Annotated in this window: 20 protein-coding genes; 10 read left to right on the top strand and 10 right to left on the bottom strand. The window is 62.2% G+C overall.

From position 1 onward, the window contains the following. Positions 1–20: 20 nt before the first annotated feature. From BCA01S_RS21855 to BCA01S_RS21865, 3 genes are all read left to right on the top strand, one after another. A complete protein-coding gene (locus BCA01S_RS21855; protein WP_027778755.1) occupies positions 21–941 on the top strand; it encodes an AraC family transcriptional regulator in 921 nt (306 codons plus the stop codon). A 106-nt stretch (positions 942–1,047) separates the two neighbouring features. Further along, the gene (locus BCA01S_RS21860) at positions 1,048–1,638 is read left to right on the top strand and encodes a helix-turn-helix domain-containing protein (protein ID WP_027778756.1); all 591 of its coding nucleotides are present in this window, start codon (positions 1,048–1,050) and stop codon (positions 1,636–1,638) included. After that, a complete protein-coding gene (locus BCA01S_RS21865; protein WP_027778757.1) occupies positions 1,635–2,165 on the top strand; it encodes a GNAT family N-acetyltransferase in 531 nt (176 codons plus the stop codon). The genes BCA01S_RS21860 and BCA01S_RS21865 overlap by 4 nt, the downstream gene beginning before the upstream one ends. Before the next feature lie 164 nt (positions 2,166–2,329). Here the strand turns inward: BCA01S_RS21865 and BCA01S_RS21870 are convergent, their stop codons facing one another. The 3 genes from BCA01S_RS21870 to BCA01S_RS21880 all read right to left on the bottom strand — a co-directional run bounded on the left by BCA01S_RS21870 (position 2,330) and on the right by BCA01S_RS21880 (position 6,867). Beyond that, a complete protein-coding gene (locus tag BCA01S_RS21870; RefSeq protein ID WP_027778758.1) occupies positions 2,330–2,623 on the bottom strand; it encodes a GYD domain-containing protein in 294 nt (97 codons plus the stop codon). Positions 2,624–2,828: 205 nt separating this feature from the next. Continuing rightward, complete coding sequence (locus BCA01S_RS21875; protein WP_425176582.1) at positions 2,829–4,544, bottom strand: ShlB/FhaC/HecB family hemolysin secretion/activation protein; 1,716 nt, start codon at positions 4,542–4,544, stop codon at positions 2,829–2,831. 58 nt (positions 4,545–4,602) lie between these two features. Further along, positions 4,603–6,867, bottom strand: coding sequence for a two-partner secretion domain-containing protein (locus tag BCA01S_RS21880; protein WP_027778760.1), 2,265 nt, complete (start codon positions 6,865–6,867; stop codon positions 4,603–4,605). A 352-nt stretch (positions 6,868–7,219) separates the two neighbouring features. Between BCA01S_RS21880 and BCA01S_RS21885 the strand changes: the two genes are divergently transcribed. Beyond that, positions 7,220–9,868, top strand: a complete 2,649-nt coding sequence (locus BCA01S_RS21885) for a PAS domain-containing hybrid sensor histidine kinase/response regulator (RefSeq protein ID WP_027778761.1) — start codon at positions 7,220–7,222, stop codon at positions 9,866–9,868. 190 nt (positions 9,869–10,058) lie between these two features. Further along, positions 10,059–11,933: an extracellular solute-binding protein gene (locus tag BCA01S_RS21890; RefSeq protein ID WP_027778762.1), complete on the top strand. Its 1,875-nt coding sequence runs from the start codon at positions 10,059–10,061 to the stop codon at positions 11,931–11,933. 78 nt (positions 11,934–12,011) lie between these two features. On the opposite strand, the gene BCA01S_RS21895 is transcribed toward BCA01S_RS21890, so the two are convergent. Beyond that, positions 12,012–12,980: a Tim44 domain-containing protein gene (locus BCA01S_RS21895; protein ID WP_027778763.1), complete on the bottom strand. Its 969-nt coding sequence runs from the start codon at positions 12,978–12,980 to the stop codon at positions 12,012–12,014. An 86-nt stretch (positions 12,981–13,066) separates the two neighbouring features. Next, a complete protein-coding gene (locus BCA01S_RS21900) occupies positions 13,067–13,546 on the bottom strand; it encodes a CBS domain-containing protein (protein WP_027778764.1) in 480 nt (159 codons plus the stop codon). Between the two features lie 146 nt (positions 13,547–13,692). Here BCA01S_RS21900 and nhaR point away from each other — a divergent pair, with 146 nt between their 5' ends. Both nhaR and BCA01S_RS21910 read left to right on the top strand, forming a co-directional pair. After that, complete coding sequence (gene nhaR, locus BCA01S_RS21905; RefSeq protein WP_027778765.1) at positions 13,693–14,589, top strand: transcriptional activator NhaR; 897 nt, start codon at positions 13,693–13,695, stop codon at positions 14,587–14,589. Positions 14,590–14,774: 185 nt separating this feature from the next. Further along, the gene (locus tag BCA01S_RS21910; RefSeq protein ID WP_027778766.1) at positions 14,775–16,334 is read left to right on the top strand and encodes a methyl-accepting chemotaxis protein; all 1,560 of its coding nucleotides are present in this window, start codon (positions 14,775–14,777) and stop codon (positions 16,332–16,334) included. An 86-nt stretch (positions 16,335–16,420) separates the two neighbouring features. Here BCA01S_RS21910 and BCA01S_RS21915 read toward each other — a convergent pair whose 3' ends face one another. The 3 genes from BCA01S_RS21915 to BCA01S_RS21930 all read right to left on the bottom strand — a co-directional run bounded on the left by BCA01S_RS21915 (position 16,421) and on the right by BCA01S_RS21930 (position 18,969). After that, positions 16,421–17,563 carry a porin gene (locus BCA01S_RS21915; RefSeq protein WP_027778767.1) on the bottom strand — a complete coding sequence of 381 codons (1,143 nt, stop codon included), beginning with the start codon at positions 17,561–17,563 and terminating at the stop codon, positions 16,421–16,423. An 883-nt stretch (positions 17,564–18,446) separates the two neighbouring features. Beyond that, positions 18,447–18,596 carry a hypothetical protein gene (locus tag BCA01S_RS38585; protein WP_169740541.1) on the bottom strand — a complete coding sequence of 50 codons (150 nt, stop codon included), beginning with the start codon at positions 18,594–18,596 and terminating at the stop codon, positions 18,447–18,449. 166 nt (positions 18,597–18,762) lie between these two features. Then, complete coding sequence (locus BCA01S_RS21930; protein ID WP_027778768.1) at positions 18,763–18,969, bottom strand: hypothetical protein; 207 nt, start codon at positions 18,967–18,969, stop codon at positions 18,763–18,765. A gap of 442 nt (positions 18,970–19,411) precedes the next feature. Here BCA01S_RS21930 and BCA01S_RS21935 point away from each other — a divergent pair, with 442 nt between their 5' ends. The 3 genes from BCA01S_RS21935 to BCA01S_RS21945 all read left to right on the top strand — a co-directional run bounded on the left by BCA01S_RS21935 (position 19,412) and on the right by BCA01S_RS21945 (position 22,921). After that, a complete protein-coding gene (locus tag BCA01S_RS21935; protein ID WP_027778769.1) occupies positions 19,412–20,731 on the top strand; it encodes an MFS transporter in 1,320 nt (439 codons plus the stop codon). 49 nt (positions 20,732–20,780) lie between these two features. Continuing rightward, positions 20,781–21,740 carry a dihydrodipicolinate synthase family protein gene (locus tag BCA01S_RS21940; RefSeq protein WP_027778770.1) on the top strand — a complete coding sequence of 320 codons (960 nt, stop codon included), beginning with the start codon at positions 20,781–20,783 and terminating at the stop codon, positions 21,738–21,740. A 155-nt stretch (positions 21,741–21,895) separates the two neighbouring features. Further along, a complete protein-coding gene (locus tag BCA01S_RS21945; RefSeq protein ID WP_027778771.1) occupies positions 21,896–22,921 on the top strand; it encodes a LacI family DNA-binding transcriptional regulator in 1,026 nt (341 codons plus the stop codon). On the opposite strand, the gene BCA01S_RS21950 is transcribed toward BCA01S_RS21945, so the two are convergent. Next, on the bottom strand, positions 22,913–24,124 hold the full coding sequence (locus BCA01S_RS21950) for an aminotransferase-like domain-containing protein (protein ID WP_027778772.1): 1,212 nt from the start codon (positions 24,122–24,124) through the stop codon (positions 22,913–22,915). The genes BCA01S_RS21945 and BCA01S_RS21950 overlap by 9 nt on opposite strands. Positions 24,125–24,170: 46 nt before the next feature. Next, positions 24,171–25,343, bottom strand: coding sequence for an NAD(P)/FAD-dependent oxidoreductase (locus BCA01S_RS21955; RefSeq protein ID WP_027778773.1), 1,173 nt, complete (start codon positions 25,341–25,343; stop codon positions 24,171–24,173). Between the last annotated feature and the right edge of the window lie 24 nt (positions 25,344–25,367).

The following is a 25,367-nucleotide window of genomic DNA, read 5'->3' on the forward strand; positions in this document are numbered from 1 at the left end:
TCATTTGCGAGAGTCCGACCATGACCGACCCACTTGCCGAAGTGGTGACGCTGCTGCAGCCGAGTGCGCGATTCTCGAAGCTGGTTTTCGGCGCGAGCCCCTGGCGCATCAGTCGCTCGGAAGCGGGGCAACCGTTCTATTGCGTAATACTCGAAGGCGGATGCCGCATCGCGATCGACGGGCACGATCCAATCGAATTAGCGTCCGGCGATTTCGTGCTGATTCCCGCAGCCTACGGCGTCGCCATGTCGAGCCTCCAGCCTCCACCGCCGGGCATCGAGACGCCCGCGCCCATCGCGCTCGGAAATGGCGAGTTCAGAATCGGCGCGCCTGGCAACAGCATCGACGCACGAATGATGGCGGGACATTGCACCTTCGGTTCACCGGATGCGTCGCTGCTGGTTTCGCTGCTGCCGCAACTCGTGCATGTGCGTGGCGAGCAGCGGCTCGCCACGCTCGTTGACCTGGTGCGGGAAGAATCGCGCGAGCAGCGGCCCGCGCGTGAAGTCGTGCTCTCGCGACTGCTGGAGGTGTTGCTGATCGAGGCGCTGCGCTCGTCCGCAAAAACCAACGCATCGCCGGGTCTGGTTTGCGGGCTCTCCGACTGCCGCCTCGCTGCCGCGATTCGCGGCATGCACCAGCGCCCGACGCACGCGTGGACGGTCGCCGAGCTTGCGAAAGAGGCCGCCCTCTCGCGCTCGACGTTCTTCGAACGGTTCAGTCGCGAAGTCGGCGTAGCGCCGATGCAATATCTGCTCACCTGGCGCATGGCGCTCGCAAAGGACATGCTGCGACGGAGCGCGGGACGCATCGCGGAGATTGCAGAGCGCGTCGGCTACAGTTCCGCAAGCACATTTAGCGTCGCCTTCACGCGGCACGTCGGCCGGCCGCCAACCCAATATGCGCGCGACGAGCAAGCCGCTGCAAACGCGGGCTCATAGCGGGTTATGCCCGCATGCGACGCGTCGCTCCGCGTCGGCTAACGATCTTGACAAGCCAGACCATGCCGTCTAGTTTACCGGACAACTGCATCCATTAAACTGGAACATGGACGTTCACCAGATTATCGCGCGACGCATTCGCGAACTGCGCGACGCAAAAGCGTGGTCGCTGGAGACGCTCGCCGACCGAAGTTCGGTGAGCCGCTCCAACATCTCGCTTATCGAGCGCGGGGAAAGTAGTCCAACCGCGGTCGTGCTCGACAAACTCGCAACCGCACTCGGCGTTCCGCTCGCATCGCTCTTCGAGCATCCAGATGCTGCTTCAGCAGCCGAGCTTTCTCCGCATTCGTCGTTGCGCGATCAGCCGGTATGGAAAGACCCTGTATCAGGATACATACGGCGTAACGTGTCGCCGCCCGCGTGGTCGCCTATCCAGTTGGTAGAAGTGGATTTTCCGCGCGGCAAGGAAGTGAGCTACGACACAAGCGCGCGCGACGCCGATATCCACCAACAGATATGGCTAATAGACGGCTCGATGGAAATCACGGTGGGAGACCGGCAATGGCAACTCGAAACCGGCGACTGTCTCACCATGAAACTGGACAGCCCGATTCGTTTTCGTAACACGTCGCGCCGGCGCGCTCGCTATCTCGTAGCGTTGTGCACTTTGCCCTTCGACTCGCGGAGCGAAAGATGACCGAAACAATAGCCGTTCGGCGCGTCGGCGCTGACGAAGCAATGCGCTACGCCGATCGGCTCGCCGAACTACTGATTGACTGCGTCGAAGGAGGCGCGTCAGTCAGCTTCATGTTGCCGATTGCGAAAGAAACCGCGCTGCAATTCTGGAAGCAGGTGGCCAATGGCGTGGCGCGCAACGAAAGAATCCTTCTTGTCGCTGAATCCGCGGGCGGCAAGCTCGTCGGCACCGTGCAACTCGTCACTGCACAACCTGAAAATCAGCCGCATCGCGCGGACGTCGCGAAGATGCTCGTATGCCGGGCGGCGAGGCGCCAAGGCATTGCCGCGCGGCTCATGACAGCCGTCGACGAAGAAGCGCGGCGCGCCGGCAAGTCCGTGCTCGTGCTCGACACGGTTACGGGCGGCGACGCCGAGAGACTTTACGAGCGCGCAGGCTGGCAGCGCGTAGGAGACGTGCCCAACTATGCGTTGATGCCTGACGGAAGGTTTTGCGGTACGACGTTCTTCCATAAGCAACTGCGGTAGGCGTTCAGCGCTGAATCTGGCGTGGCCGTTAGGGGCGCGTTCCGTCGACCTCACGTTTGAAAGATCCGATGCGGCCACCGTTGAATGCGAAGCGCCCTCCGATCGCCGCACGACGGATGAATAGTCGGTGAGGCCTCACGCTTCGTCAGGCTGATGCGAACGTCTTATGGAAGCTTGCCGATACATGCGCTGAATTCGTCGGCGGAGAAGGCGCGAAGCGTTTGCGTCTTGACGTTCCCCGCTGAACCTAGCGCAAGGCCGAACGACAGAAAGCTCTGCTCGTCCGGTGCTTCAACGATGGTGACAATGTCGTATTGCCCCATCGTCCAATAGATCTCCTTCATTTCACAGCCAAAGCTCCTGGCCATTTCCGCAGCCTGACCAGCGCGTTGCGCACTGTTTTTCACGTTGCGAATGCCTTGGTCAGTAAATTGTGCAAGAACAACATATGTCGCCATGACGTTCCCCTCACTTCCTGCCGGGACCCAGACGCGCAAGACGAACGCGAACGGCTCCGCGCTCACGCACTTTGGACAAGCATCCCGCGCGTAAGCCAAGTATATGCAACCGATCTAGTGAAAAATCGTCGATTACTAGCCGTCAGTTACGCTAAGTATTTGTCGAGACTCAATGGCAGCGATTTGTGCCGTGTCCGCTTGCGCTTTAACTGCCGATTGAAACGAAGAGAAGCACCATCGGCGCTTTGGAGCCGCCCGGCGTCGGTGCACGAAGCGGCACGCCGTAAGTGCAGCGGAAATCGACGAAACGCGACCATTGAAAACGCACCCCCGCGCCGACGCTGACCAGCGACCCGTTACCTGTCTCGGCAGGCTGGTCGATGCGATTCCACACATGGCCGGCGTCGATAAACACAAAGGGCTGCGCCGCCGCGCTGCTTGTGCCGAACGGCAGCGCGGGCGCGCGCAATTCGGTCTGCACGTTCCAGCCGCGATCGCCCAGCACGACATACGGCTCGTAACCTCGCACGCTGGACTCTCCTCCCAGCCCCATTTCCTCGCTTGGCAATAGCGTGTTCGGCGTCCACTGGAACGCACCTCGTCCGCTCAACGTGAAGCCTCCGCCGAGCGCGAAAGCGCGCTGCGCAGCGAGTTGCAGATACGCATAGCGCACCGTCGCGCCGTGCCGCGCCGTGGCGAACGCCGCGTCGTTGTTGGAGCCGTCCAATCTGCCGGGACTTGCCACAAGCGTTGCGGAGGCATGCGCTGCTCCCGCATCGCCCGGCTTGCTGAAGTCGTACGTCAGCAGAAACTGGTGTATGTGCGTGTTCGAGTTGAACACCTGAAAGCCGCCAAATTCCAGATCGTTATTACTGCGCTTGAAGTCGTACCCGAACTGGACGAGTTGCGCCGCATCCGCCGTCGTCGGCAAACGCCAGTCGTAGCGGAAACTCATCTGCGCCGAAATGCCGGTTTGCCCATAACTGTCCGGCAGGCGCGGCGTGCTTTGCGCATAGACGCCGAACAGTTCGATGCTGTCGTGCCACGGCAGAGGCGCGATATAGCTCAGCGCGTGGGCGGTGAAACGCGCGCGATTGGCGCGTCCTTCAATGTCCGGATTGCCGCTGAAAAAATCATTGCTGGCCGTGAATTGATATGCGATGTGCTGGTCCAGCCCAAACAGATTGCCGTAGTCGACACCTGCGAAAAAACGGTCTCGGCCGAGGTCGCGCACGCCCGCGTTGTCGTACCCGGCGTTCACCCGCAGCGGCAGACGGTCGTCGGTCTGCAAGATGACGTCGGTCGAATTCGCCGCTTCGCCTGGCGCGAAGACCGCATCCACGCGTCGATAAGGATTTGCGTTGAGTACGGCCAGACCCAACGACACGTCCGATTGCAGAATCGGCCCGCCCGCTTCGAGCGGCATTTCGCGTTTCAGCAGATCGTCGGAGAAGTAGCGGTTGCCGCTCGTGCGCAATTGCCCCAGGCGGAATTCCGCGACCGCGATACGCACGACGCCTGAGCTTACGTCCTGCTCGGGCACAAAGACATCAACGAGCGGTTTGCCGGCGGCCCGATAGTGCTCGACCACGGCGCGGCGGATTTCAGTGAGCCGTCCAAAAGTGAGCGGCTCGCCAAGATCGGTCTCGAACGTGCGAAGAAAAGCCGGGTCCAGTTCGGGCAACGACTCGGCGGCAATACCTGGGTGTGGGGCAGCCGCTGGCGCATTCGCGCCCGCGGGTTCGAACACCAGACCTTCGAGCTTTGTCACCGCGATCTGCGCGGATTGCGCGTCGGACTGCGCGGAAGGTTGCGATGGCGCGCTGCGCGGAGTGGGCGGCGCCGGCCGCGGAGCGACGTCGCGCCAGGCCTGCGCGACCACTGGCGAAGACTGAAAAGCCGCCAGCAGGCATGACGTCACCAGCGCCCACCGTGCGGGCGGCACGCGCGACGGTTCATCCGCGAATGAAGTGCGCCGCCTAATGGGCAAGCTGCCAGCGCAACACGGGTTGCGTCGCGCCAGACGGCATCGCCCATACGCCGTTCGGTCCGAAGTCATAACCCGCGAAGTTCGCCGGGTCGCTCATCTGCGCGGTGGTCAGGCCGTTCGACGGCGGCAAGCTCCCGCCACTCGCGGGCTGCCCTGTCGTCTCCTTGTTCCAGTAGACGTCCGGCGCGAGCGTGCCCGAGCCGAACGCAATCACGCCGTGCGTCGGCATGCGTTGCGTTTGAACCGCGCCTGTCGCAAACGACTGCGCGACGGTTCCTTCGTTGATGCCGACCAGCCCGCCGCCGTAGCCCGTCGAGAAAACCGGACTGACGCTGCCGGTTGCATACGACTGCGTAATCGAACCGAGGTTGTAGCCGACGAGTCCGCCGTTCGCGTCCGAGCCCGAGACGGAGGCACTGCTCCACGAGCGCTCGATATTGCCGTCGTTGCGGCCTACCAGCCCGCCGAACGTGGTGCCGTTCTGGAAGAGTTCGATGGCCACGCCGGTCGAATGCGCATTCGCAATCGTGCCCTGGTTCACGCCGGCCAGCAGGCCGCTGCCTGAGTGGCTCGTGCTCACCGAACCGTCTTCCACGCCGACATCGCGCAGCACGCCGGTCTGCCCGACAAGACCAAACAGGCCGGACGAATAATCCTTGCTGAAGTCGGCAATCTCGATCTTTGCGTTGCGCACGTTGTGCCACATGCCGTCGAACTGGCCGGTGAAGGGCGTCGTATGGTTGCCGATCGGCGTCAATGTATAGCCGGTCGCGTCGATGTCCGTGCCAAGCGCGTAATTACCCGCCAGATCCTGAGAAATGTTCTGGAGGTCCGTTACGTTATTGACCAGCTTGTAGGCGGTGATCTGCGAGATCTGGCCGCTGCCGGCCGCCGCGGTCCATGCGGTATTGGCCAGCAGCGTGCCGGGGCTGTAGGTCCCGTTCATGTCGTAGAGCGCATTGACGAGGCCCGTACTGCGCGACCAGTCGATCACACCGCGATTGGCGACGCTGCCGCCGTTGTCGATGCTGGCGGAGTCCGCGCGCAACTTCAGGCTCCCGCCGCCTTGGTTGCCGATGGTTGCACCTTGTGCGATCGTCAGGTTGCGATACGCCGCAAGCGTCAACGAGGCGTTGCCCTGCCAGCCGATTCCCGAGTTCACGTTGATGTCGCCGGTGCTGCCGTTCCCGCCGGTCGTCTGCAAGTTAACCGATGTGCCGGTGCCGAGGCTCGCGGAAAGCGCTTGCGCCGCGTTGCCGTCTACGGTGAATGCCGGTGTCGCGATGTTCCACTGGTTAGCCCGGACCGTGGCGCCGCGGGTTGGAAATGCCACCGTGTCCGCGCTCATGTCGACGGTGCCGCCGGTTGCCTCGATCGTGCCGCCTGGCTGCAGCGTGCCGTGTCCCGCAACGAGCCACACGTGTCCGTCGCGCGTGGTCGTGCCCGTTGCGCGGATCGCTTCATTGTTGCCGGCAAGCGCGTAGATGTTGCCGTCGACGGCTTGCAGGCTGACCTGCGCCGCCTCGATCAAGCCGCTATTCGCGATGGTCCCGCCCGCGCCCTGCTGGCCCGGTTGCACGAAGACCTGCCTGCCCGAGGACGAGTCCTGCAGCAACACCTGCTGTCCGACTGCCAGTTCCACCGTGCCATTCGGCGCGCTGATCGTGCCGGCATTGGCCACCCGTTGCCGCGCGATGAGAAACACGTCGCCGGTGCCGGATGCGATCGTGCCCATGTTGACGATGCTCGCGCCGGAGTTGCCCGCGAGTGTCAACGGCTGGCCGTTCATGAATGCGTCGATGTCGACGACGTTGAGCGTCGACGCGACGAAACGTCCGTTCGTCGAAATCACGCCTCCCGATCCGACAAGAGTGCCTTGGGGATTGATCAGGTAGACGCTGCCGGTGGCCGTCAGCGTACCCATGATGGCGGACGGAGAGCCGCCCGTGACCCGATTGAGTGTCGAGCCGTTGCCGTTGGCGAAGACGACGCGGTTGCCGCCGCCTATCGAAAAGCTATTCCAGTCAACGACGCCCCGGCTCGAACCCTGACTAATGGTCACCGTCGTGCCGTCGCCGCTGATGGAGCCGTTTCCACGCACGAAGCTTCCGCCCGCGGGCAGCGCACCAGCGGCGCGCGCTTCGATTGAAGCAACGCAGCACAGCAGCGCCGCAGCAAGCGGCAGGAGCGCATTGCGCGCGCCTCGCCGACGTGAGTTTCCCAAGTCATACCCTGCCGGCGAAGTCTTGATCATCTCGTCTCCTGTCCCACTCGATGGGCGCCGCATTGTCTGATCTCTTGCGGTTATGGCGCCACATGACCGCTGCACGCACGCCGTATTATTACAGCCGGTTTCAGGAGCACAATGAGGCCAGGTGAGCGGGATATCGACGGAATGTGCCTAAACGTCTGCAGAATTGGCCACGCCGGGAACAGCGCGTGCGGCAATGCGAATGCGCAAACCCATGATTTCCCCAATAGCAGCCAGGCACCGTGCAAACGACGATTAACTTCGCGTAGCCCGTGCTGGGCGGCGCTTCAATCTCACTTGGGATGCGAGCAGACGTTCTCCTGGAAGCAGTACGAACAGTGCGATTGATAACGCAATGAGCAACAACGATATTGCCGATGAGGTTCCGGCTCTCGTGTGGACTGCGGAAGCACGCGGAACCGTTACCTATGCCAACCTGGCCTGCCGCAAATATCTCGGCAATCCGTTCGCGCCCAACACGACGTTGCACTGGGACCAGTTCGTCCTCGAATGCGACGTCAAGAAAGTGCACGATGCATGGCGCACCGCGCTCACCGACGGCGAGAGCGTGAAGGTCAATGCGCGCTTGCAGCGTTTCGACGGTAAATACCGCTGGCATAAACTGCGCATACGACCGATCTTCGACGAGGCGCGCGTCGTGTCCGGCGCATGCGGCATCGCGATGGACATCGACGACTTCGTGAAGGCCGGCGAAGCCTACGAGGTCGGCGAACGGCGTCTGCGCTTCGCGCTGGACGCGGCGCGTGTCGGCGCGTGGGAATGGGACATGGGCAGCCGCACCGCGCGAATCAGCGCTCAATTGGCACAGATCTACGGTCTCGATCCCGAGCAGGCGGAAGTGCCGCTGCAATGGCTGTTCGACAGAATCCCCGAAAGTCATCGCGCCTGGTTCGCGCGCGAGCTGACCGGCCGCCTGCATCAGTGTGTGCCTTTCGAACTGGACTTTCCGATCCAGGCCGAGGATGGGCAGCGCTTGTGGCTTCGAACACGCGGCGAGACCGACTGCGGAACCGGCTCGGAAATCGAACGCGTATTCGGCGTGACATACGACATCACCGAACAGCACGACGCGCAGACACAGCGCGAACGCAGCGAACAGCGTTATCGCGCACTCGTCGAAGCGAGTTCCGAACTCACCTGGATCGCGGACGCACAGGGGAAGACGCATCAGCTCGGCAACTGGCAGTCATTCGCGGCGCAGGACGGCATGACCGCGGGCTGCGAATGGCTCGACCTCGTTCACCCGGACGACCAGGAAAGCGCTCGCGAGAAGTGGTCGCAGATCATGAAGGCCGAGATGCCGGGCTCGATGACGTTCCGGCTGCGCCGGCGCGATTCCAGTTGGCGGACCCTGGTCGCGCGGGCCGCGCCTTTACGCGACGACGACGGCACATTGCGCGAATGGTTTTGCATGGCGACGGACGTCACTGACGAACGCGCCGCAGCCGCCGCGCTCGAAGAGCGCAATCTGCGCCTACAGGTGGCCATGCGCGCCGCCAGAATGACGATTGGTTATCTGTCGCTCGATTCCTGGACGCTCTGCTGGGACAGCGTCGAGCCGGTGCCTGGCGTGCAAGCCGCGCCGAGCGCGCTCAGCTACGACGCGGCGCTTCATCGCGTGCACGCCGAAGACCGCGCGTCGGTGGACGCAGCGATGCGCCGCGTTGCGCTCACTGGCGAATTCGACAAACCACTGGAATTCCGCATTTCGTTGGGTAACAGGGAAAGCTGGCTGCAAAGCCAGGCCGTGTTGCAGCGTGACGCCGACGGCCGCCCGTGGCGCGTCATTGCGAGCGCCGTGGATGTCACGCAGCGCAAAACTCTGGAACTCGCATTGCGCGAAACGGATCGCCGCAAAGACGAATTTCTCGCGATGCTCGCGCACGAACTGCGCAACCCGCTCGCGCCGATGCGCAATGCCATTGCCCTGCTGCGTCGAGAGAAAGAAGCCGGCCTGAAGGCTGGCGAACTGGTCGGCATGCTGAGCCGGCAGGTCGATCACATGGCGCAACTCGTCGACGATTTACTCGAAGTCTCGCGCATCACGCACGGCCGCATCGTGCTTCGACGCGAGCCGCTACTGGTCGGCGCGGCGGTTTATGGCGCGCTCGAAACGGTGTCGTCCATGGCGAGCTCGCGCGGCCAGCACCTCACCGTGCGGCTGCCGCCCACCCCGGTCTGGCTCCACGCGGACCCGCTGCGGCTGTCGCAGATTCTGGTCAACGTTTTGAACAACGCGTGCAAGTACACGGACCCCGGCGGCAACGTGTGCGTGACCGCACTCGCCGACGAACGCTTCGCCACCGTCACCATTGAAGACAACGGCAGCGGCATCTCGCCCGATCTTCTGCCGCATATTTTCGATCTGTTCGCGCAAGGCGAGCGAACGCTGGACCGGGCGCATGGCGGCCTCGGCATCGGCTTGTCGCTCGTGAAGAAGCTTGTTGAATTGCACGGCGGCTCGATCGACATTGCAAGTCCCGGACCCGGCCGCGGCGCCACGGTGTCGATCAGGCTGCCGCTCTGCCACGCGCCCGAAGTGTCTGCGCCGCTGCACGACGAACCGTCGGTCGGGGGTCATTCGCATGCGGAGCGCGCTTCGCTGCATGTGTTGATCGTCGACGACAACAAGGACGCCGCCGACTCACTCGCACTGCTTTGCGAGGGCGAGGGATATCACGTCAGCGTCGCATACTGCGCCAGCGACGCTCTCGCGCAAGCCGAAGCCGAGCCTGTGGACGCAGCGTTGCTCGACATTGGGCTGCCCGATACGGACGGCTATGAACTCGCCCGTCTGATCCGCCTGAAGGGCGAAGTCCGGCCGGTGCTGATCGCGGTAACGGGCTACGGCCAGGCGGACGATCATCTGCGGGTGCAGGCCGCTGGGTTCGACCATCATCTCGTCAAGCCGGTGGACATTGAATATCTGATGTCGCTGCTCGCGGAATTGTCGCCGGCTGCGGCGTCGCCGCATGCGGACTGACCTGCGCAGATTTGCGCGATTTGCGCAACCGGGGCTCCCGCCCTTGCGAGCTGGACGGCGCTGACGGCGGGCGCCCGATCACGCCGTCTCGACGCAAGAAACGTCGAGATGGCGACTTGCTGCATGAAACGCCGGCGGCGCGTGGCGGTCCAATTCACCTACAAATTGGAGCCTTGCGCCAAGGGAGTTTATGACTCACACGAGGTTTCGCGCGCGCGACATCCGGCGCCTGCTGGTCGCGCTCGTGCTCGGCGGATCGGCCGTGCTGATCACGAATCAGGCGTGCGCTGTCTACGCCATCGCACAATATGGCGAGCCAAAATATCCGGCGGACTTCAAGCATTTCGATTACGTGAACCCCGACGCACCGCGCGACGGCACGCTTGTCCTTGCCAACCCCGATCGCCTCACGAGCTTCGATAAATTCAACCCGTTCACGCTGCGCGGCAATCCGGCGCCCGGACTCGGGCTAATGTTCGAGAGCCTGACCACCGGCAGTTCCGACGAAGTCGCGAGCGCGTATTGCCTGCTCGCCGACGACATCGACGTGGCACCAGATGGCCTTTCGACCACCTTCCACATCAATCCGCAAGCGCGCTTTTCAAATGGCGACGCGGTCACGGCCGAGGACGTCAGGTTCTCGTTCGACACGCTGAAGAGTCCGCAGGCTCTGCCGCAGTTCTCGGTGTACTTCGCGCAGATCGCGCGGGCCGTGGTCGTCAACCGCCTCACGATCCGTTTCGATTACAAGGTCGCGACGCGCGAAATGCCGCTGCTCGCGGGCGGAATCCCGGTGTTTTCGCACAAGTGGGGCATGAGGCCGGACGGCACGCGCATTCCTTTCGATCAACTCGCGTTCGAGAAGCCGATAGCGAGCGGAGATTATCTGATCGACAAATACGACAACGGCCGCACCATCAGTTACAGGCGCAACCCCAATTACTGGGGCGCCTCGCTGCCGGTGCGCGTGGGTACGCACAACTTTGCACGCATCGACTACCAGCTGTATTCCGACGCAGTCGCGAAGCTGGAGGCGTTCAGGGCAGGTGAGTACGACGTGCTCGTCGAGAACGTCGCGCAGAGTTGGGTGCGGCGCGATGTCGGCAGGCGCTTTGACAGCGGCGAGCTGATCAAGCGCGAGTTTCCCCATCACAACGGCGCGGGCATGCAAGGCTTCTTCATCAACTTGCGACGGCCGATTTTCCGCGACGTGCGGGTACGTCAGGCACTCGATCTCGCGCTCGACTTCCAGTGGCTCAACCGCCAACTATTTTTCGACCAGTACAAGCGCACTGGCAGCTTCTTTGCCAACACGGACTTGCAGGCGACCGGCAAGCCAGGCGAAGGCGAGCTAGCGATTCTGGAACCGCTGCGCGGACATCTGGACCCGGCCGTGTTCGGCGACATGCCGCAACAGCCCGACACCGATCCGCCCGGTTCGCTGCGCGCCAATCTCGTCAAGGCGCGCCAACTGCTGGCGCAGGCGGGCTGGACTTATCGCAACGGGGCGCTGCGCAACATGAATGGGCAGCCGTTCGTATTCGAACTTCTCGGCGACAGCGGTAGCGGCACGTCAATGGAGCCGGTCGCCGCCGCGTTCGGCCGCAATCTGCAGAAGCTGGGGATTACGATGAATTTCCGCACCGCGGATTTTGCACTCGTGCAAAAGCGCCTCGACGCGTTCGACTTCGACATGACAACCGTGCGATTGCCCGATGTCCAGGTGCCGGGTACTGAACAGCTTTCGCGTTTCGGCAGCAAGTATGCGGATCAGCAGGGCTCCGACAATCTGCTCGGCGTAAAGTCGCCGGCTATCGATGCCATTCTGCGACGAGTGGTATCGGCACAAACGCATGAGCAACTTGCCGATGCGACGCACGCGCTCGACCGGGTATTGATGAATGGGTACTACGTGATACCGCACTGGTATTCCGCAAGCCACCGCATCGCATACAGTCGCGACCTCGACTATCCCGCGAACCTTCCGCTTTATTTCGCCGCCGACGAATGGGTGCTGTCGACGTGGTGGAAAAAAGTTCGGCCAATGACAGATAGAGCGCGATAGTCAGTGGCCAATTGGCCGCGTTCTCATGCTCGCGGGGGCATCCATTAGTAGATGCCCCAGCGAATCAGCGCCCTTCCCTTAACGGTCGAGCTGCTGAATGCCCGCGAGCCGCCACGCCTGGTCGCCCTGTGCGCTGCGGACAATGTTCCACACCTCCTGGAACGGCTGCGCAGCCGCTGCGCCGTCTTCGCGCATCTGACCGTAAAAGCGCACGCTGACGAGCGTCTCGTGCGCGGTGCTTTCCACGCCCAGCACTTCGGCATCGAGTTGCGGCACTTCCGTACGATTCGGCTCACTGCCGCGGCTTTCCAGATCACGCTTGATTTGCGCGAACATCTCCGGCGTGGTCAATTCGAACAGGTCGCCTTGCTCGTTGCGGTCCCATGCACCTTGCAGACGCATGAACATGCTTTTCGCCAATGCCACCAACTCGGCCTGATCGAGCCCGAGCGGTTGCACGGGCGCCGTCACCGTGCCCGTTGCTCCCGCCGGATTCGTCGCGGCGCGTTGCATGCCGAAAAAGTTCGTGTCCGGCGGCGCGTGACCGGCCTGGTTGTGAAGCGGCGAGCCGTTGGTCTGCGACCGGTTCGTGGCGCCATGCCCATAAGCCAGATCCGGGCGGCGCCGATTGGCGATAAACCTGAACAGCATCACGCCGGCAACGACCACGAGACCGATCAGCAGCACGTTCGACAGCATTTGCGCGAGCCCCGCGCCCAGGCCAAGTGACGACAGCAGCGCGGCAATACCAAAGCCGGCGGCGAGGCCAGCAAGCGGGCCGAGCCAGCGGTTGCGCGCCGGCGTGGCGGCCGGCGCCTGCGCGGCCTGTTGCGCCGGTTGAGCTTGCTGGCTTCGTTGCGCCGGAGCGGACGGCGACGCCATCTGCGACTGGCGACCAATGCTTTGACTGCCGCCGACGCGCTTCGCTTGCGCGTCGTTGGCCGCCAGTGCGCCAAGCGCGAGCACGCCCGCGAGACCGAGCGCTACGGTGCCGCGTGTCACCTTGCCGGCAACGCGCCGCAAGTGATCGATGGTTTGCTTATACATATGAACCTCTCTTGATGTGTCAGGGGCCGCCCACGCCGCGCGTCATCTTCTCGCGGCTACCTTACGGACAGTAAAATTTTTCGTCGTTAAACTTGCCATCGGCCAGCTCGCAATCCGCCATGTGCGGACTGGGAATTGCCGTGAATGTAGTGCTCCAGTTGCTGGATCGTGTGTTCCTGCTCCGACATCTGGCTCTTGATCAGGTCGCCGATCGACACCATTCCAATCACCTGACCTGCGGCGATCACGGGCAGATAACGTATGCGGTGGCCGGTCATGATTGCCATGCACTCCTCGGTCGTCTGCTCCGGGCCGACGTAGCGCACCGCCGCCGACATGATGTCGCGAACCGGCGTATTGCGCGACGAACGGTCCATTAGAACGATCTTGCGCGCGTAATCGCGCTCCGTGACGATGCCGGCAATGCGCCCTTCGTGCGCCACGATCAGCGCGCCAACCTGCCGGTGAGCCATGATCGCGATCGCGTCGTACACCGACGCCGACGCCTCGATCGACCAGACTGTCTGGGACGCCTTCGAACGCAGAAACTGTGCAACGGATGCCATAGGTCACCTCTGTCAACTCTAATTGCCGCCCGCTAACGCCTCGGGCCGAGCCTTGAATCTAACCGAATGGGAGACAACGGAAAATTCGTATTTTTGTTGTTGATCATTCGAAAAAACCGTAACGTCGATCTATTGGCGGAGGGAGCGTGAACTTCAAGCATCTGTATTACTTCTGGGTCGCGGCACACGCGGGCGGCATCGTCCGTGCCGGTGAGCAACTGCACATCACGCCGCAAACGCTGAGCGGGCAGATCAAACTGCTCGAGGAAGCGCTGGATAAAAAGCTTTTCAAGAAGAGCGGGCGCACGCTCGAACTAACCGATGCGGGCCGGCTCGCGCTCGACTACGCCGACGAAATTTTCTCGCTAGGCTCCGAACTGGAAAGCGCGGTGCGCCGCGAGCAGGAGGTCGGCACGCAATCCCGGTTTCGCGTAGGTATTGCGGACTCGGTGCCCAAGGCGATCGCGTACCGGCTGCTCGAACCCGCGCTGAGCGCGCCCGCTTCGCTGCGCGTGATCTGCCACGAAGGCAAGCTGCACGCGCTCCTCGCTCAACTGGCCGTGCACCGTTTGGACCTGATCATTGCGGACGCGCCCATTCCCGCCGACGTGAATATCAAGGCGTTCAATCACTCGCTCGGCCGTTCGACTCTGAGCTGCTTTGGTGCCGACGCGCTGCTGCAGGGTGTTCGGAAGCGCTTTCCCATGTCGCTCGGCCAGTTGCCGTTGCTGCTGCCCGGCACGGAATCGGCGGTGCGCCGCAAACTGGATCACTGGCTCGCATCGCGTGCCATTTCACCGCGCATCGTCGGCGAGTTCGACGATAGTGCGATGGCACTGGCGTTCGGACGCGAAGGTCGCGGCCTGCTCTTCGCGCCGACGGTGCTGGAAAACCAGTTGCAGGCCGAACACAAACTCACTTCCGTCGGGCAAATCAACACCATCGTCGAGGAATTCTTCGCGATCTCGATCGAACGTCGCATTAGTCACCCGGCTGTCGCGACGATCATCGACGCCGCGCGCAGCGAACTGTTCAATGCCTAGCGTCGCGCGCCGTGCGACGCAAACCCTGTGACAACCGCGCAACTATTTGATTTGTTTGGTGTGCGGTGCGGACTCGACCGTGTGGCCAAGGATAAAGAATCCGCTTCGACAGCCGTTATGCGAACTATGGCGCTGCCTGGCAAGCGCTGCTATCTCTCGCGCTCAACGAACCGTCGAATCGAATAATGAACCGTCTGACATTGAAACAGAAGTTATGGGTGCCCCTGCTGCTTTGCTGGGCGGCGCTGCTGATCGTCACCGTAGTGAACGCGTTCGAAGCACGTAGTGCACAGATGGACGCACGGCGTTCGGCGCTGGCCGATGTGACCGACATGGCGGCGTCGATTGTCGCCGACTACGCGAAGCAGGCGGACGCCGGCAAGCTTTCCGTCGACGAAGCGAAGCAGCAAGCCATCGCCCGCGTCAATGCGCAGCGCTATGGCACCTCGGGCTACGTGACGATTGTGCGCAGCGACTCGGTGATGGTCGCGCACCCGATGAGCCCGCAACTCAACGGCAAGGACATGAGCGGTTTTCGCGACGCGAAGGGCAACGCGCTGTATCACGACATTGCCGCGGCGGGCGGCTCGGCCGCCGGCGCCGGCTATCTGCGTTACTGGTGGCCGAAGCCCGGCGACACGAAGCCGAGCGAGAAAATCGGCTACGTGAAGCGCTTCGCGCCGTGGAACTGGGACTTCATCGCCGGCGCCTACATGGACGACATTCAGGCGCAGTTCTACGCGACGCTGCTGCGCTCGGGCGGCATGCTGCTGGTGCTGGGCGTAGTCGTTTCCTTTGTCGCGTCGCGCGTCGTGCGCAATGTGTCGCGCTCGATCGGCGGCGAACCGTCCGCCGCGGCGGAAATCGCCACGCGCATCGCCCGCGGCGATCTCGCAACACGTATCGATTTGCGCCGCGACGACACCTCCAGCTTGCTGTTCTCGTTGCGCGAAATGCGCGATCAGCTTGCGGCAACCGTCGCACGCATCAAGAATTCGGCCGAAACGATCACGGTCGCCTCGAAGGAAATCGCCGCAGGCAATCTGGACCTGTCGAGCCGTACCGAAGAACAGGCCGCGTCGTTGCAACAAACCGCCGCCAGCATGGACGAGCTCACCAAGACCGTCACGCAGAACGCGGGCAACGCAGCAACTGCGTCCGAACTGGCAAAGGACGCATCGAGCATCGCCGCGCGCGGCGGCGAAGTCGTCAACGACGTCGTTCAGAAGATGGCCGGCATCACGGACAGTTCACGCAAGATCGGTGAGATCATCAGCGTGATAGAAGGCATTGCGTTCCAGACGAATATTCTCGCGCTCAACGCCGCCGTGGAAGCAGCACGCGCGGGTGAGGAAGGCCGCGGCTTTGCGGTCGTCGCCGGTGAAGTCCGCAATCTGGCGCAGCGCAGCGCGACGGCCGCGAAAGAGATCAAGGTGTTGATCGACCAGTCAGTCGAGCAGGTCGGCGAGGGTTCGACGTTAGCCGGGAAGGCCGGCAGTACGATTGGCGAAGTGGTAGAGGCGGTGGGCCGCGTCACGGCGATCATGAACGAAATCGCGGCGGCGTCGAATGAACAGAGTTCCGGCATCGGCGAAGTGAACCTCGCGATTCGCCAGATGGACGACGTCACGCAGCGCAATGCCGCGCTCGTCGAACAGGCCGCGGCCGCCGCAGGTTCGCTCGATGAGCAGACCGAGCAGTTGCGCGAGGCTGTCGCGGTGTTCAAAGTCGGCCAGCCTGCCTGATCTGGCTGTTGCGTTCAAACGGAACGCGCATAAAAAAGGTGCCGCGAACGGCACCTTTTTTTACAACAAGCAGCTTCTGATGAAGCTTAGAAGCGGTGACGCAGACCGACCGTAGCAGCCGTCTGGTTCTTCGACGACGACGGAGCTTGCGTGATGTCGCCGCTGTAGATCGAAGCAACACCGCCGTCGCCCATTGCGTGCTGGTACACGGCTTGAGCGTAGACGTCCGTACGACGCGACAGAGCGTAGTCAGCCTGCAGGCCGATCTGGTGGTAACGAACCGACGTCGAGCCACCGTTTGCGGCAGTGCCATAGCCCTTGCCGTCGGTGAACGTGTACGCCACGCCCAGGCCGAGAGCCGGGGTCAGGTTGTACTTGCCGTTGACTTCGTAGTTGTTAGCGCGCAGCGATTGCTGAACGCCTGCAACGTTGTCGATACGCGATTGCGTCCATGCCAGACCGACAGTTGCCGGGCCGAAAGCGTACGAACCTGCTGCACCGAATTCACGCTGACGGAAGTTGCCCGTTGCGCCCAGGAAGCCGCCGTCGGTCGCGCCGCCGTTGGTAGCCGTGCCAGCAGCGTTCGTTGCGCCCGGGTTGTTCTGCTGTGCGTAAGCAGCGCCCAAACGCAGACCTTGCCACTGGTAAGCAGCACCGAGGCTGTATTCGCGGTTGTTTGCGAATGCGCCAGCCTGGTTCGAGAAGCCGTACGTGCCGCCGAACGTGAAGCCAGCGTAGTTAGCGCTCGAGTACTTGACCGAGTTGTTAACTGCGAAGCCGCCGTTCGTGTTCAGGTTGTCGTTGTTGAACGGGTGCGCGAAGTACGTGCCGCCCCAGCTGCCCGTTGCGGTCAACGGTGCCAGGAAATCTTGCGCTGCGTCGTATTGACGGCCCAGCGTGACCGAACCGAATTGCGCGCTCGACAGACCGACGAATGCCTGACGGTTGAACATGCCGTTGTTGTTAGCGAAACGGCCGTTGTTGACGTTAAAGCCGCTTTCCAACGTGAAGATTGCCTTCAGGCCGCCACCCAGGTCTTCCGAACCGCGCAGACCGAAACGGCTCTGGTCGATGCCGCCGCTGCCGGCTGCCCACTTCGAGTTGTGAGCAACGTTGCTCGTGTAGGTCACGCCAGCGTCCAGCAGACCGTACAGGGTGACGCTGCTTTGTGCGTGAGCGACGGAAGCGAACGATGCGGCAACCGCAACGACGATGAGACTCTTTTTCATGCGTGGGACTCCTGTTCGATAAATTTTCGCGGGGGAGCGGGACCAGCCTCGGTAGTACGCGAACGCGCCACCGCCCTTATAGCCGAACCGTTCTGCCCGGCTGGGGCACCCTCTAAACGAAGCGTGAGTGTAGGGGGCCGCTAGGACAACGGACGCCCGCAATTCGCACAACACGGTCTTGCCGATTTGGCAATAATCGGTTGCCCTTAGATGCTAAGTCTTTGTTTTTGGGAAAGTTATCTCAATGAGGGTCAGGCCATTCGCCTGCTCTGGACATAAATTATTTGCAACTTTTCAATAACTAAAGTTGTGCGAATGCAACAGCATGTAATACGGCCGAAGTAATGCGCGGCGTAGAAAGCCAACTTCGAGAATGAATCGGTGACGATTAATTAAGCAGCGCCCGCGCCATTGCGGGCGCGGGATCAGGCATCTTGAAAGACTGGGGAACTTAATCGATCGGATATAGTCGCGGTTAATCCGCGCTTATTCGTGACAATCGGTTATTGCGGCATTCAGCGGCTTTAATCAAATAATTATTGGCGTGAACTGCTGGCGACGTGAGTAACCGGAGAACGTGGGCCGCAGCCGCTTCCGGCCGAGCCAATGAAAAACCGCCCTTCAGGCGGCCGTAGCGAAGCGCGGCACAAATGCCGCATAAATATGTATCGATGGCCAGTAGGTGAAGCCTTCAGCACGGGCGTGTCCGGAGGTGAACTGCGGCGCCGACCGCCGCGTGACCAACCCTGTGCTGAAAGCGGACGGCAATGCATCGAACAGCCTTCCATCTACATTAACGGCACGACCGTGCGCCTTTTCACACGTAGATTCCCTAATTCCGGCAGCGCTGCTGACGTGCTCTACGACGGCTGGCGAGACCGTGTTAGCGAGGCTCGTCGTCGGGAGCGCTGCCTGGAGTCAGCGGGTCTGTGTCCGGCGCTGTGCCAGGCAGGGGACGCGGCTGCTCTTCTGGCGCGTCGAGCGGCTGATTCGAAGGGTCGGCTACGGGATCGACGGTCGGATCGGTTTGCATGACAGGCTCCTGGGGACGGGAACGGCTCCCGCTAACAGCAACGCAACCGTTATTCCCGCGAACGGCGCTCGCAGCGCGTGCCGCCGCACTCATGCCCGACGATGTAGAAACCGCCCACGCGACACTTGAAATTTTCACGAGCCGTCAGTGCGGCGTCCCACATACATCAATGACGGTCCGGACCGCGCTGCGATGAATCGCCGCCGGCGCCCGTGAGAAATGGCTCCAGCCCGAATAACCACGCGAAGCAGAACGTCACCTGCGCAAGCAGGCCAATCTGGCCGTGGGCCGCCCGCTCGCTCACGCCTACAAGCGGGGTCGCGAGCAGCGGTTGAGACTGGGGAAACTCGGTAGCAGTCTGGTCAGGTTGCATAGTTGTTCTCGTTGTCGAAGCTGTGTGGACAGAATGCATCGAGCGATGAGCAAATGCTGTGCCCACCGCCGCGTTGCGCTTTGCGCGGCCGTAGCAACAGCCGGCGATGGTCAGTGTTTACCCGTCAACCTGCTTTTCGAGCTTGCGCCTGCTACCTAAGCGACACAAAATGTAAGCGCTATCATCATTTTCTGTACATGCTGCGCCCACACCTGCCCTTAGAACTGCCGTGGCCTCGGCGATCAATGTAAGCGCTAACACTGAGAATTACCGTTTTGAATCTGTAACACACCGCAGCGAGCAAGCGCCGATCGCCGATCGCCAACAAAGAGGACATGAACCTCAAAGCCAGCGCCCGCTTGAATCGCCGCGCAACTCACGGTCGCCCGACATCGCATCGGTGCGCCTGCCTGAATCGCAACATGAAACGGAGACAACGATCATGAGCGCAACCTCGAGCCACGAGCAGCCCCCACCGAAAATCCGCCGCGCCCAGGTCGTGGCGCTCACGCTGCTGATGGTGAGCGGCATCGTCAACTATCTTGACCGCGGAACGCTCGCCGTCGCCAATCCGTTGATCCGTCACGACATGGGCCTGACGCTCGGGCAAATGGGACTGCTGCTGTCCGCATTCTCGTGGAGCTATGCGCTTTTCCAGTTGCCGGTCGGCGGCCTTGTCGACCGGATAGGACCGCGCAAACTGCTCGGCATGGGGCTGATCGTGTGGTCGCTCGCGCAGGCCGCCGGCGGCTTCGTCTCGACATTCGGCTGGTTCGTGCTTGCGCGGATCCTGCTCGGCATCGGCGAAGCGCCGCAATTTCCGTCGGCAGCGCGCGTGGTCAGTAACTGGTTTCCGTTGCGCGAACGCGGCAAGCCGACCGGCATCTTCAATTCGGCGTCACCACTCGGAACCGCGCTCGCGCCGCTCTGCCTGTCGGTGCTCGTCGTGAACTTCCACTGGCGATGGGCATTCATCGCGACCGGCGCGGCCGGTCTGATCGTTGCAGCCGTATGGTTCGCGGTTTATCGCGACCCGGTCAAGGCGACCATGAGCGAGGCAGAGCGCCGCTATCTGGAAGGCGACGAAGCGGACCGTAAGCCGGCACCGGCCGTCACGTTCGCCGAGTGGCGCTCGCTGTTCTCGCACGGCACCACGTGGGGCATGCTGATTGGCTTTTTCGGCTCCGTTTATCTGAACTGGGTCTATCTGACATGGCTGCCGGGCTACCTGACCATGGAGCGTCACATGAGCCTGATGCACACCGGCGTCGCCGCGTCAGTGCCGTTTTTCTGCGGTTTTCTCGGCTCGCTCACGGCCGGCTGGTTTTCCGATCTCATCACGAGTCGCAGCGCGAGCCCGGTGGCGAGCCGCCGTAACGCCGTGGTCATCGCAATGCTGGGCATGGTCGCGTTCACGATTCCGGCCGCGCTCGTCGAGAGCAACGTGCTGGCAATCGTCTGTATCTCGGTCGTGATCTTTCTCGCAAACGCCGCATCCGCGAGTTCGTGGGCGCTCGCGACCGCAGCCGCGCCGCCGAACCGCGTCGGCTCGCTCGGCGCGATTCAGAATTTCGGCGGCTTTCTCGGCGGCGCACTTGCGCCGATTTTCACCGGCTATATCGCGCAGACCTGGTCGTTTGTGCCGGCATTGCTGACCGCCGCGGGCATCGCGTTTATCGGCGCGATGAGTTATCTGCTGCTGGTGCGCAAGCCGATCGCCGACACGCCCGTCGCAAACGAGACGATCCAGGCACCGGCATGAACCGTTCGCCTCTCGCCGGACCAATCAAATTCTTCTGGAGCACAACAGCATGACAATCGCGAAGCCACCCACCGCGTCAATTGAAGGGATTGTTCCCGTGATGCTGACGCCGTTCGACGACTCAGGCGCGATCGACTACGCCGGCCTTGAACGTCTGATCGAATGGTACGTCGCGCAGGGATCGGACGCGCTCTTTGCGGTCGCGCAGTCGAGCGAGATGCAGTTTCTTACGCTCGCCGAGCGCGGCGCTCTTGGACGGTTCGTCGTCGAGAAGGTCGCCGGGCGGATTCCTGTCGTGGTGTCCGGTCACATCAGCGACGATCCGAACGCGCAAGCCGAAGAACTGAACGTTGCGGCAGCGACGGGCGCACAAGCCATTGTGTTAGTCACCAACCGGCTCGATCCCGCGCGCGAAGGCACGCAGATATTTGCCGCGAATCTGAAGCGGCTGCTCGCGCGTCTTCCGTCCCACCTGCCGCTCGGCCTGTACGAGTGCCCCGCGCCGTATCGTCGACTTCTTTCGGATGACGAACTAAAACTATGCATCGACACTGGCCGCTTCATCATGCTAAAGGACGTGAGTTGCGATCTCGCGACCGTGAAGCGCCGCGTCGCGCTAGCGCAAGGCTCGCCGCTGAAGATCCTCAACGCGAACGCGGCGATTGCGTGGGACGCGATGAGAGCCGGCTCGGCAGGCTTTAACGGCGTGTTCACGAACTTTCACACGGACCTGTACAAATGGCTGCGCAACGACGCCGCCCAGGACCCTGCCCTCGCAGATGAACTCGCGACGTTCCTCGTGCTCGCCGCCGTCTCCGAATCGCTTGGCTATCCCGCGCTTGCGAAGATGTACCACCAGCGCATCGGCACGTTCAATTCGATTCGCTGCCGCGTAATCGACTATGACGTCCGCGAACGGTTCTGGGCGCTGGATGCGATACTCGACAAGATCGTGGCCGGCACCGAGCATTTCCGCGCTCGCATCGCAGCACTGGATTCGAGCCGCTAGCGGTGGCCCGCTCCTCTGGCGATCGCGGCGGCTACGCTAAGAGTGACGCGACGGTAAGATGTCAGGCTTCCAGCTTCACCCCGCACTCCGAACTCATGTCCGACACACCAGACTCAACCGGCTTCACCGCGACAGCCCGAACTCAGACGAGCCGCATGCGCCGTGGGACGGGCCGCACGGTGCTGTCGGATGTCGCGAAGCTGGCGGGCGTGTCGACGGCGACCGTATCGCGCGTCTATAACGAGCCGGAGAAAGTATCGGCTGCGGTGCGCGAGCGCGTCGAACACGCGGCGCTCGCGCTGAACTGGTTTCCCAACGCGGCGGGCCGCGCGCTTGCGTCCACGCGCAGCCACATCGCCGGCATCATCATTCCCACGCTCGACGACCAGGTGTTCGCCTCGCAGGTAAGCGGCATGCAGGCTGCGTTTGCGACGCGCGGCATCACGCTCGTTCTCGGCTGCTCGAACTACGATCCCACGCAAGCGCTCGTGCAGGTGCGCGCGATGCTCGCGCGAGGCGTCGAGGCGATGGCAATCGTGGGTGACGCGCATCCGCCAGAACTCTTCGACGCGTTGCGGCTCTACCGCGTGCCGTATGCGGTCACGTACGCGTATCGCAAGGAGAGTCCGCACGTCTGCATCGGCTTCGACAATTTCGCGGCGTATGTGCAAATGACCGAACATCTGATCGCCCTCGGTCATCGTTCATTCGCGGTGTGCATTCAGCCGACGCGCGACAACGACCGGGTGCAGGCGCGCGTCGCCGGCATTCGCGCGACGCTCGAACGTCACGGCCTCGCGGTGCGACCCGAACACATGTGCGAGGGGGAATCGACAATCGCATTCGGGCGCCGCAGTCTGCGCTCCATCTGGCAAGCGGCGAGCGAACGCCCGACTGCTCTTATCTGCGGCAACGATCACATCGCGCTTGGCGTGCTGCGCGAAGCGGAAGAGCTCGGCATTGCCATACCGCGCGAGCTTTCAGTAACAGGCTTTGACGATCTCGAGATATCCAGAGAGATTCACCCCACGCTCACCACGATGCGCGTGGATACCCGTGAAATCGGACAACTCACCGCGCAATATCTGCTCGACATGCTAGACGGCAAGCGGGCGCAACGCGGTCAAGAAGTGCACGCGCTACTTCAGGTCAGAGAGTCGACGGGGCCGGCGTCACGATAAGACAACGTTGCGTGCCGCAGTGTCATATGCGCGCCGCAACCGCTTTGCGCCTTCTTCGATATCGGCAATACCCGGCGCCGCAAACGACAAACGCAACGACGCAGGGTCGATCCTGTCCGCGAAAAATGCCTTGCCCGGCACGAACATGACCTTATTGTCGATAGCACGCTGTAGAAGCGCGGACGCGTCGATGCCTTCGATCCGCGCCCAGACGAACATGCCCCCGTCAGGCCGATGAAACTGGAACGTATCGCCGAACTGCGAGCGCAGTGCTTCGCATAGCGCCTCGCATTTGCGCCCGTACATTTCGGTGATGCGCGGCAGGTGTCGTTCGAGCGCACCGTCGGCCAGATATTCGGCGGCAATGCCTTGCGTCCACGGCGCACTGCACAGGTCGACGGTCTGCTTTGCAATCACACAACGGCGCGCAATTTCGGCCGGTGCGATTGTCCAACCTACGCGCAGTCCAGGCGCGACGATCTTCGAAAGACTCGCGAAATGCACGACCCAGTCACGTGAGCCCTCCACTTCGGCCGCAAGCGAGATGATCGACGGAACCGCGACCCCGGAAAAGCGCAGATCGCCGTACGGGTCGTCTTCGACGATAAGAAACCTGTATTGCACCGCAAGCTTGAGCAACGCGATGCGGCGCTCCCGCGTGATGGTTGCGCCGGTCGGATTGGCAAACGTCGGGACCGTATAGAGCAGCTTCGGGCGCGCGACCGTACCCGACGCCAGAAGCGCCGCGAGATGGTCGACGTCGAGGCCGTGCGCATCGACCGGCACGGTAACGATTTTCGCCTGCTGGAGCTTGAGTGCCTGAAGCGTAGCCGGATACGCAGGCTGTTCGGTCAGCACGACATCGCCCGGACTCACCAGCACGCGAAGCAGCAGGTCGAGTCCTTGCTGGGAGCCCGTGGTCACCAGCATTTCGTTCAACGCGCATGGCACGCCACGACGCGCCATCAGGTCTATGAGTTCGTGCTTCAGACGCGGCAGCCCGTCAGTCGGCCCGTACTGCAGACAGCTGTTCGGGTCCTGATATGCGCGAGCTTCTGCCTGCTGCAAGCCGTCGACATCGAACAGATCGCTAGCGGGATAGCCGCCCGCGAATGAAATCATGCCTGGCTCACCCAGATACTTGAACAGTTCGCGAATCGGAGAGCCTGAAGGATTCTGGAAAGGGGCGGTGAATTCGTACATGTTTTCGGCGGTTGAGCCCAGGTCGTCAAGCATTATTCGTGGTCGCCTACACCACGTTTTTTTCCACGATAGGACGGTTTTCGAGCAGACGGTCCCAGTTCAGCGAAGAGAGATCGAGCGACACATAACGACCATTCAGAATCAGTTCGCTTACGCCGCGGCCCGTTGCAGGGCCCTGCTGAAGACCATGTCCGCTGTACCCGTTCGCGAACACGCAGTTTTCGATTTGCGGGTGATAGCCAATGATCGCGTTGTGGTCGAATACGTTGTACTCGTAATAGCCAGACCAGCAGTTCGCGACACGCAGCGCTTCGAACTCCGGCACGCGATGCGCAAGCGTCGGCCAGATGACGTCGTCGAAAAGGCCGTGATCGACTTCGTCGAGCGGCAGATCGTCAGGATCGTTATCCGCGCCCGGCGATGTGCCGCAAATGTAGGTCTTCCCTTCCGGCCGGAAATAGACGCCGGTAGGATCGATCAGCAACGGACAATCCGCGAGGTGAGCCGGAGACGACACATTGAAAATGCTGCGACGGCGAGCAAAGACCGGAATGTCGATGTCCATCATTCCGGCAATCTTCCGCGCCCATGCGCCTGCCGCGTTCACGACCGTATCGCATGCGAAGCGCTCGCCATTGCTGGCGATGACGTGCGTGATCTTGCGGCCCTCGCGAACGACACCGGTCACATCGGCGGCAATGTAGCGCGCGCCGAGCGACTGGGCTTTCTTGCGAAGCGCCTGCACGAGGCCATAGCCGTCGAACCATCCTTCGCCGCTCTCGCCGAAGGCCCCCGACGTGAGGTCGGACACGTTCAGCCAAGGGAATCTGGCCTTCAGCGCTTGCTGGTCCATCAGATTGATGTCCGCGCCAAGGCCCTTCTGCAACGCGTGATTTTCGCGCAGCGTTGCGTGGCCGGCGGCCGTGGCCAGAAACAGGTAACCGCCTTCGTGCAAATCGATCGAGGGCTTGTTGCCGTCCACTTCAAGAAGCTCGCCGATATTGCGCAGAAATTCGATACCGTACAGCGACATCTGAATCGATAACGGCGTGGAGAACTGCTGCCGGATCGAAGCGGCCGATAAAGCCGACGACGACTTCGCGTAGCTCGGATCACGTTCGATAACGGACACGGAAACCGTCGGATCGGAAGCGCGCAAGAAGTAAGCAATAGAACTGCCGATAACCCCGCCACCGACAATAACGACTTGTGAACTCACGACTCGCTCCAGGTTGCACATGAC

The sequence above is a fragment of the Paraburkholderia caledonica NBRC 102488 genome (genome assembly GCF_000685095.1).
GTDB classification, from domain to species: domain Bacteria; phylum Pseudomonadota; class Gammaproteobacteria; order Burkholderiales; family Burkholderiaceae; genus Paraburkholderia; species Paraburkholderia caledonica.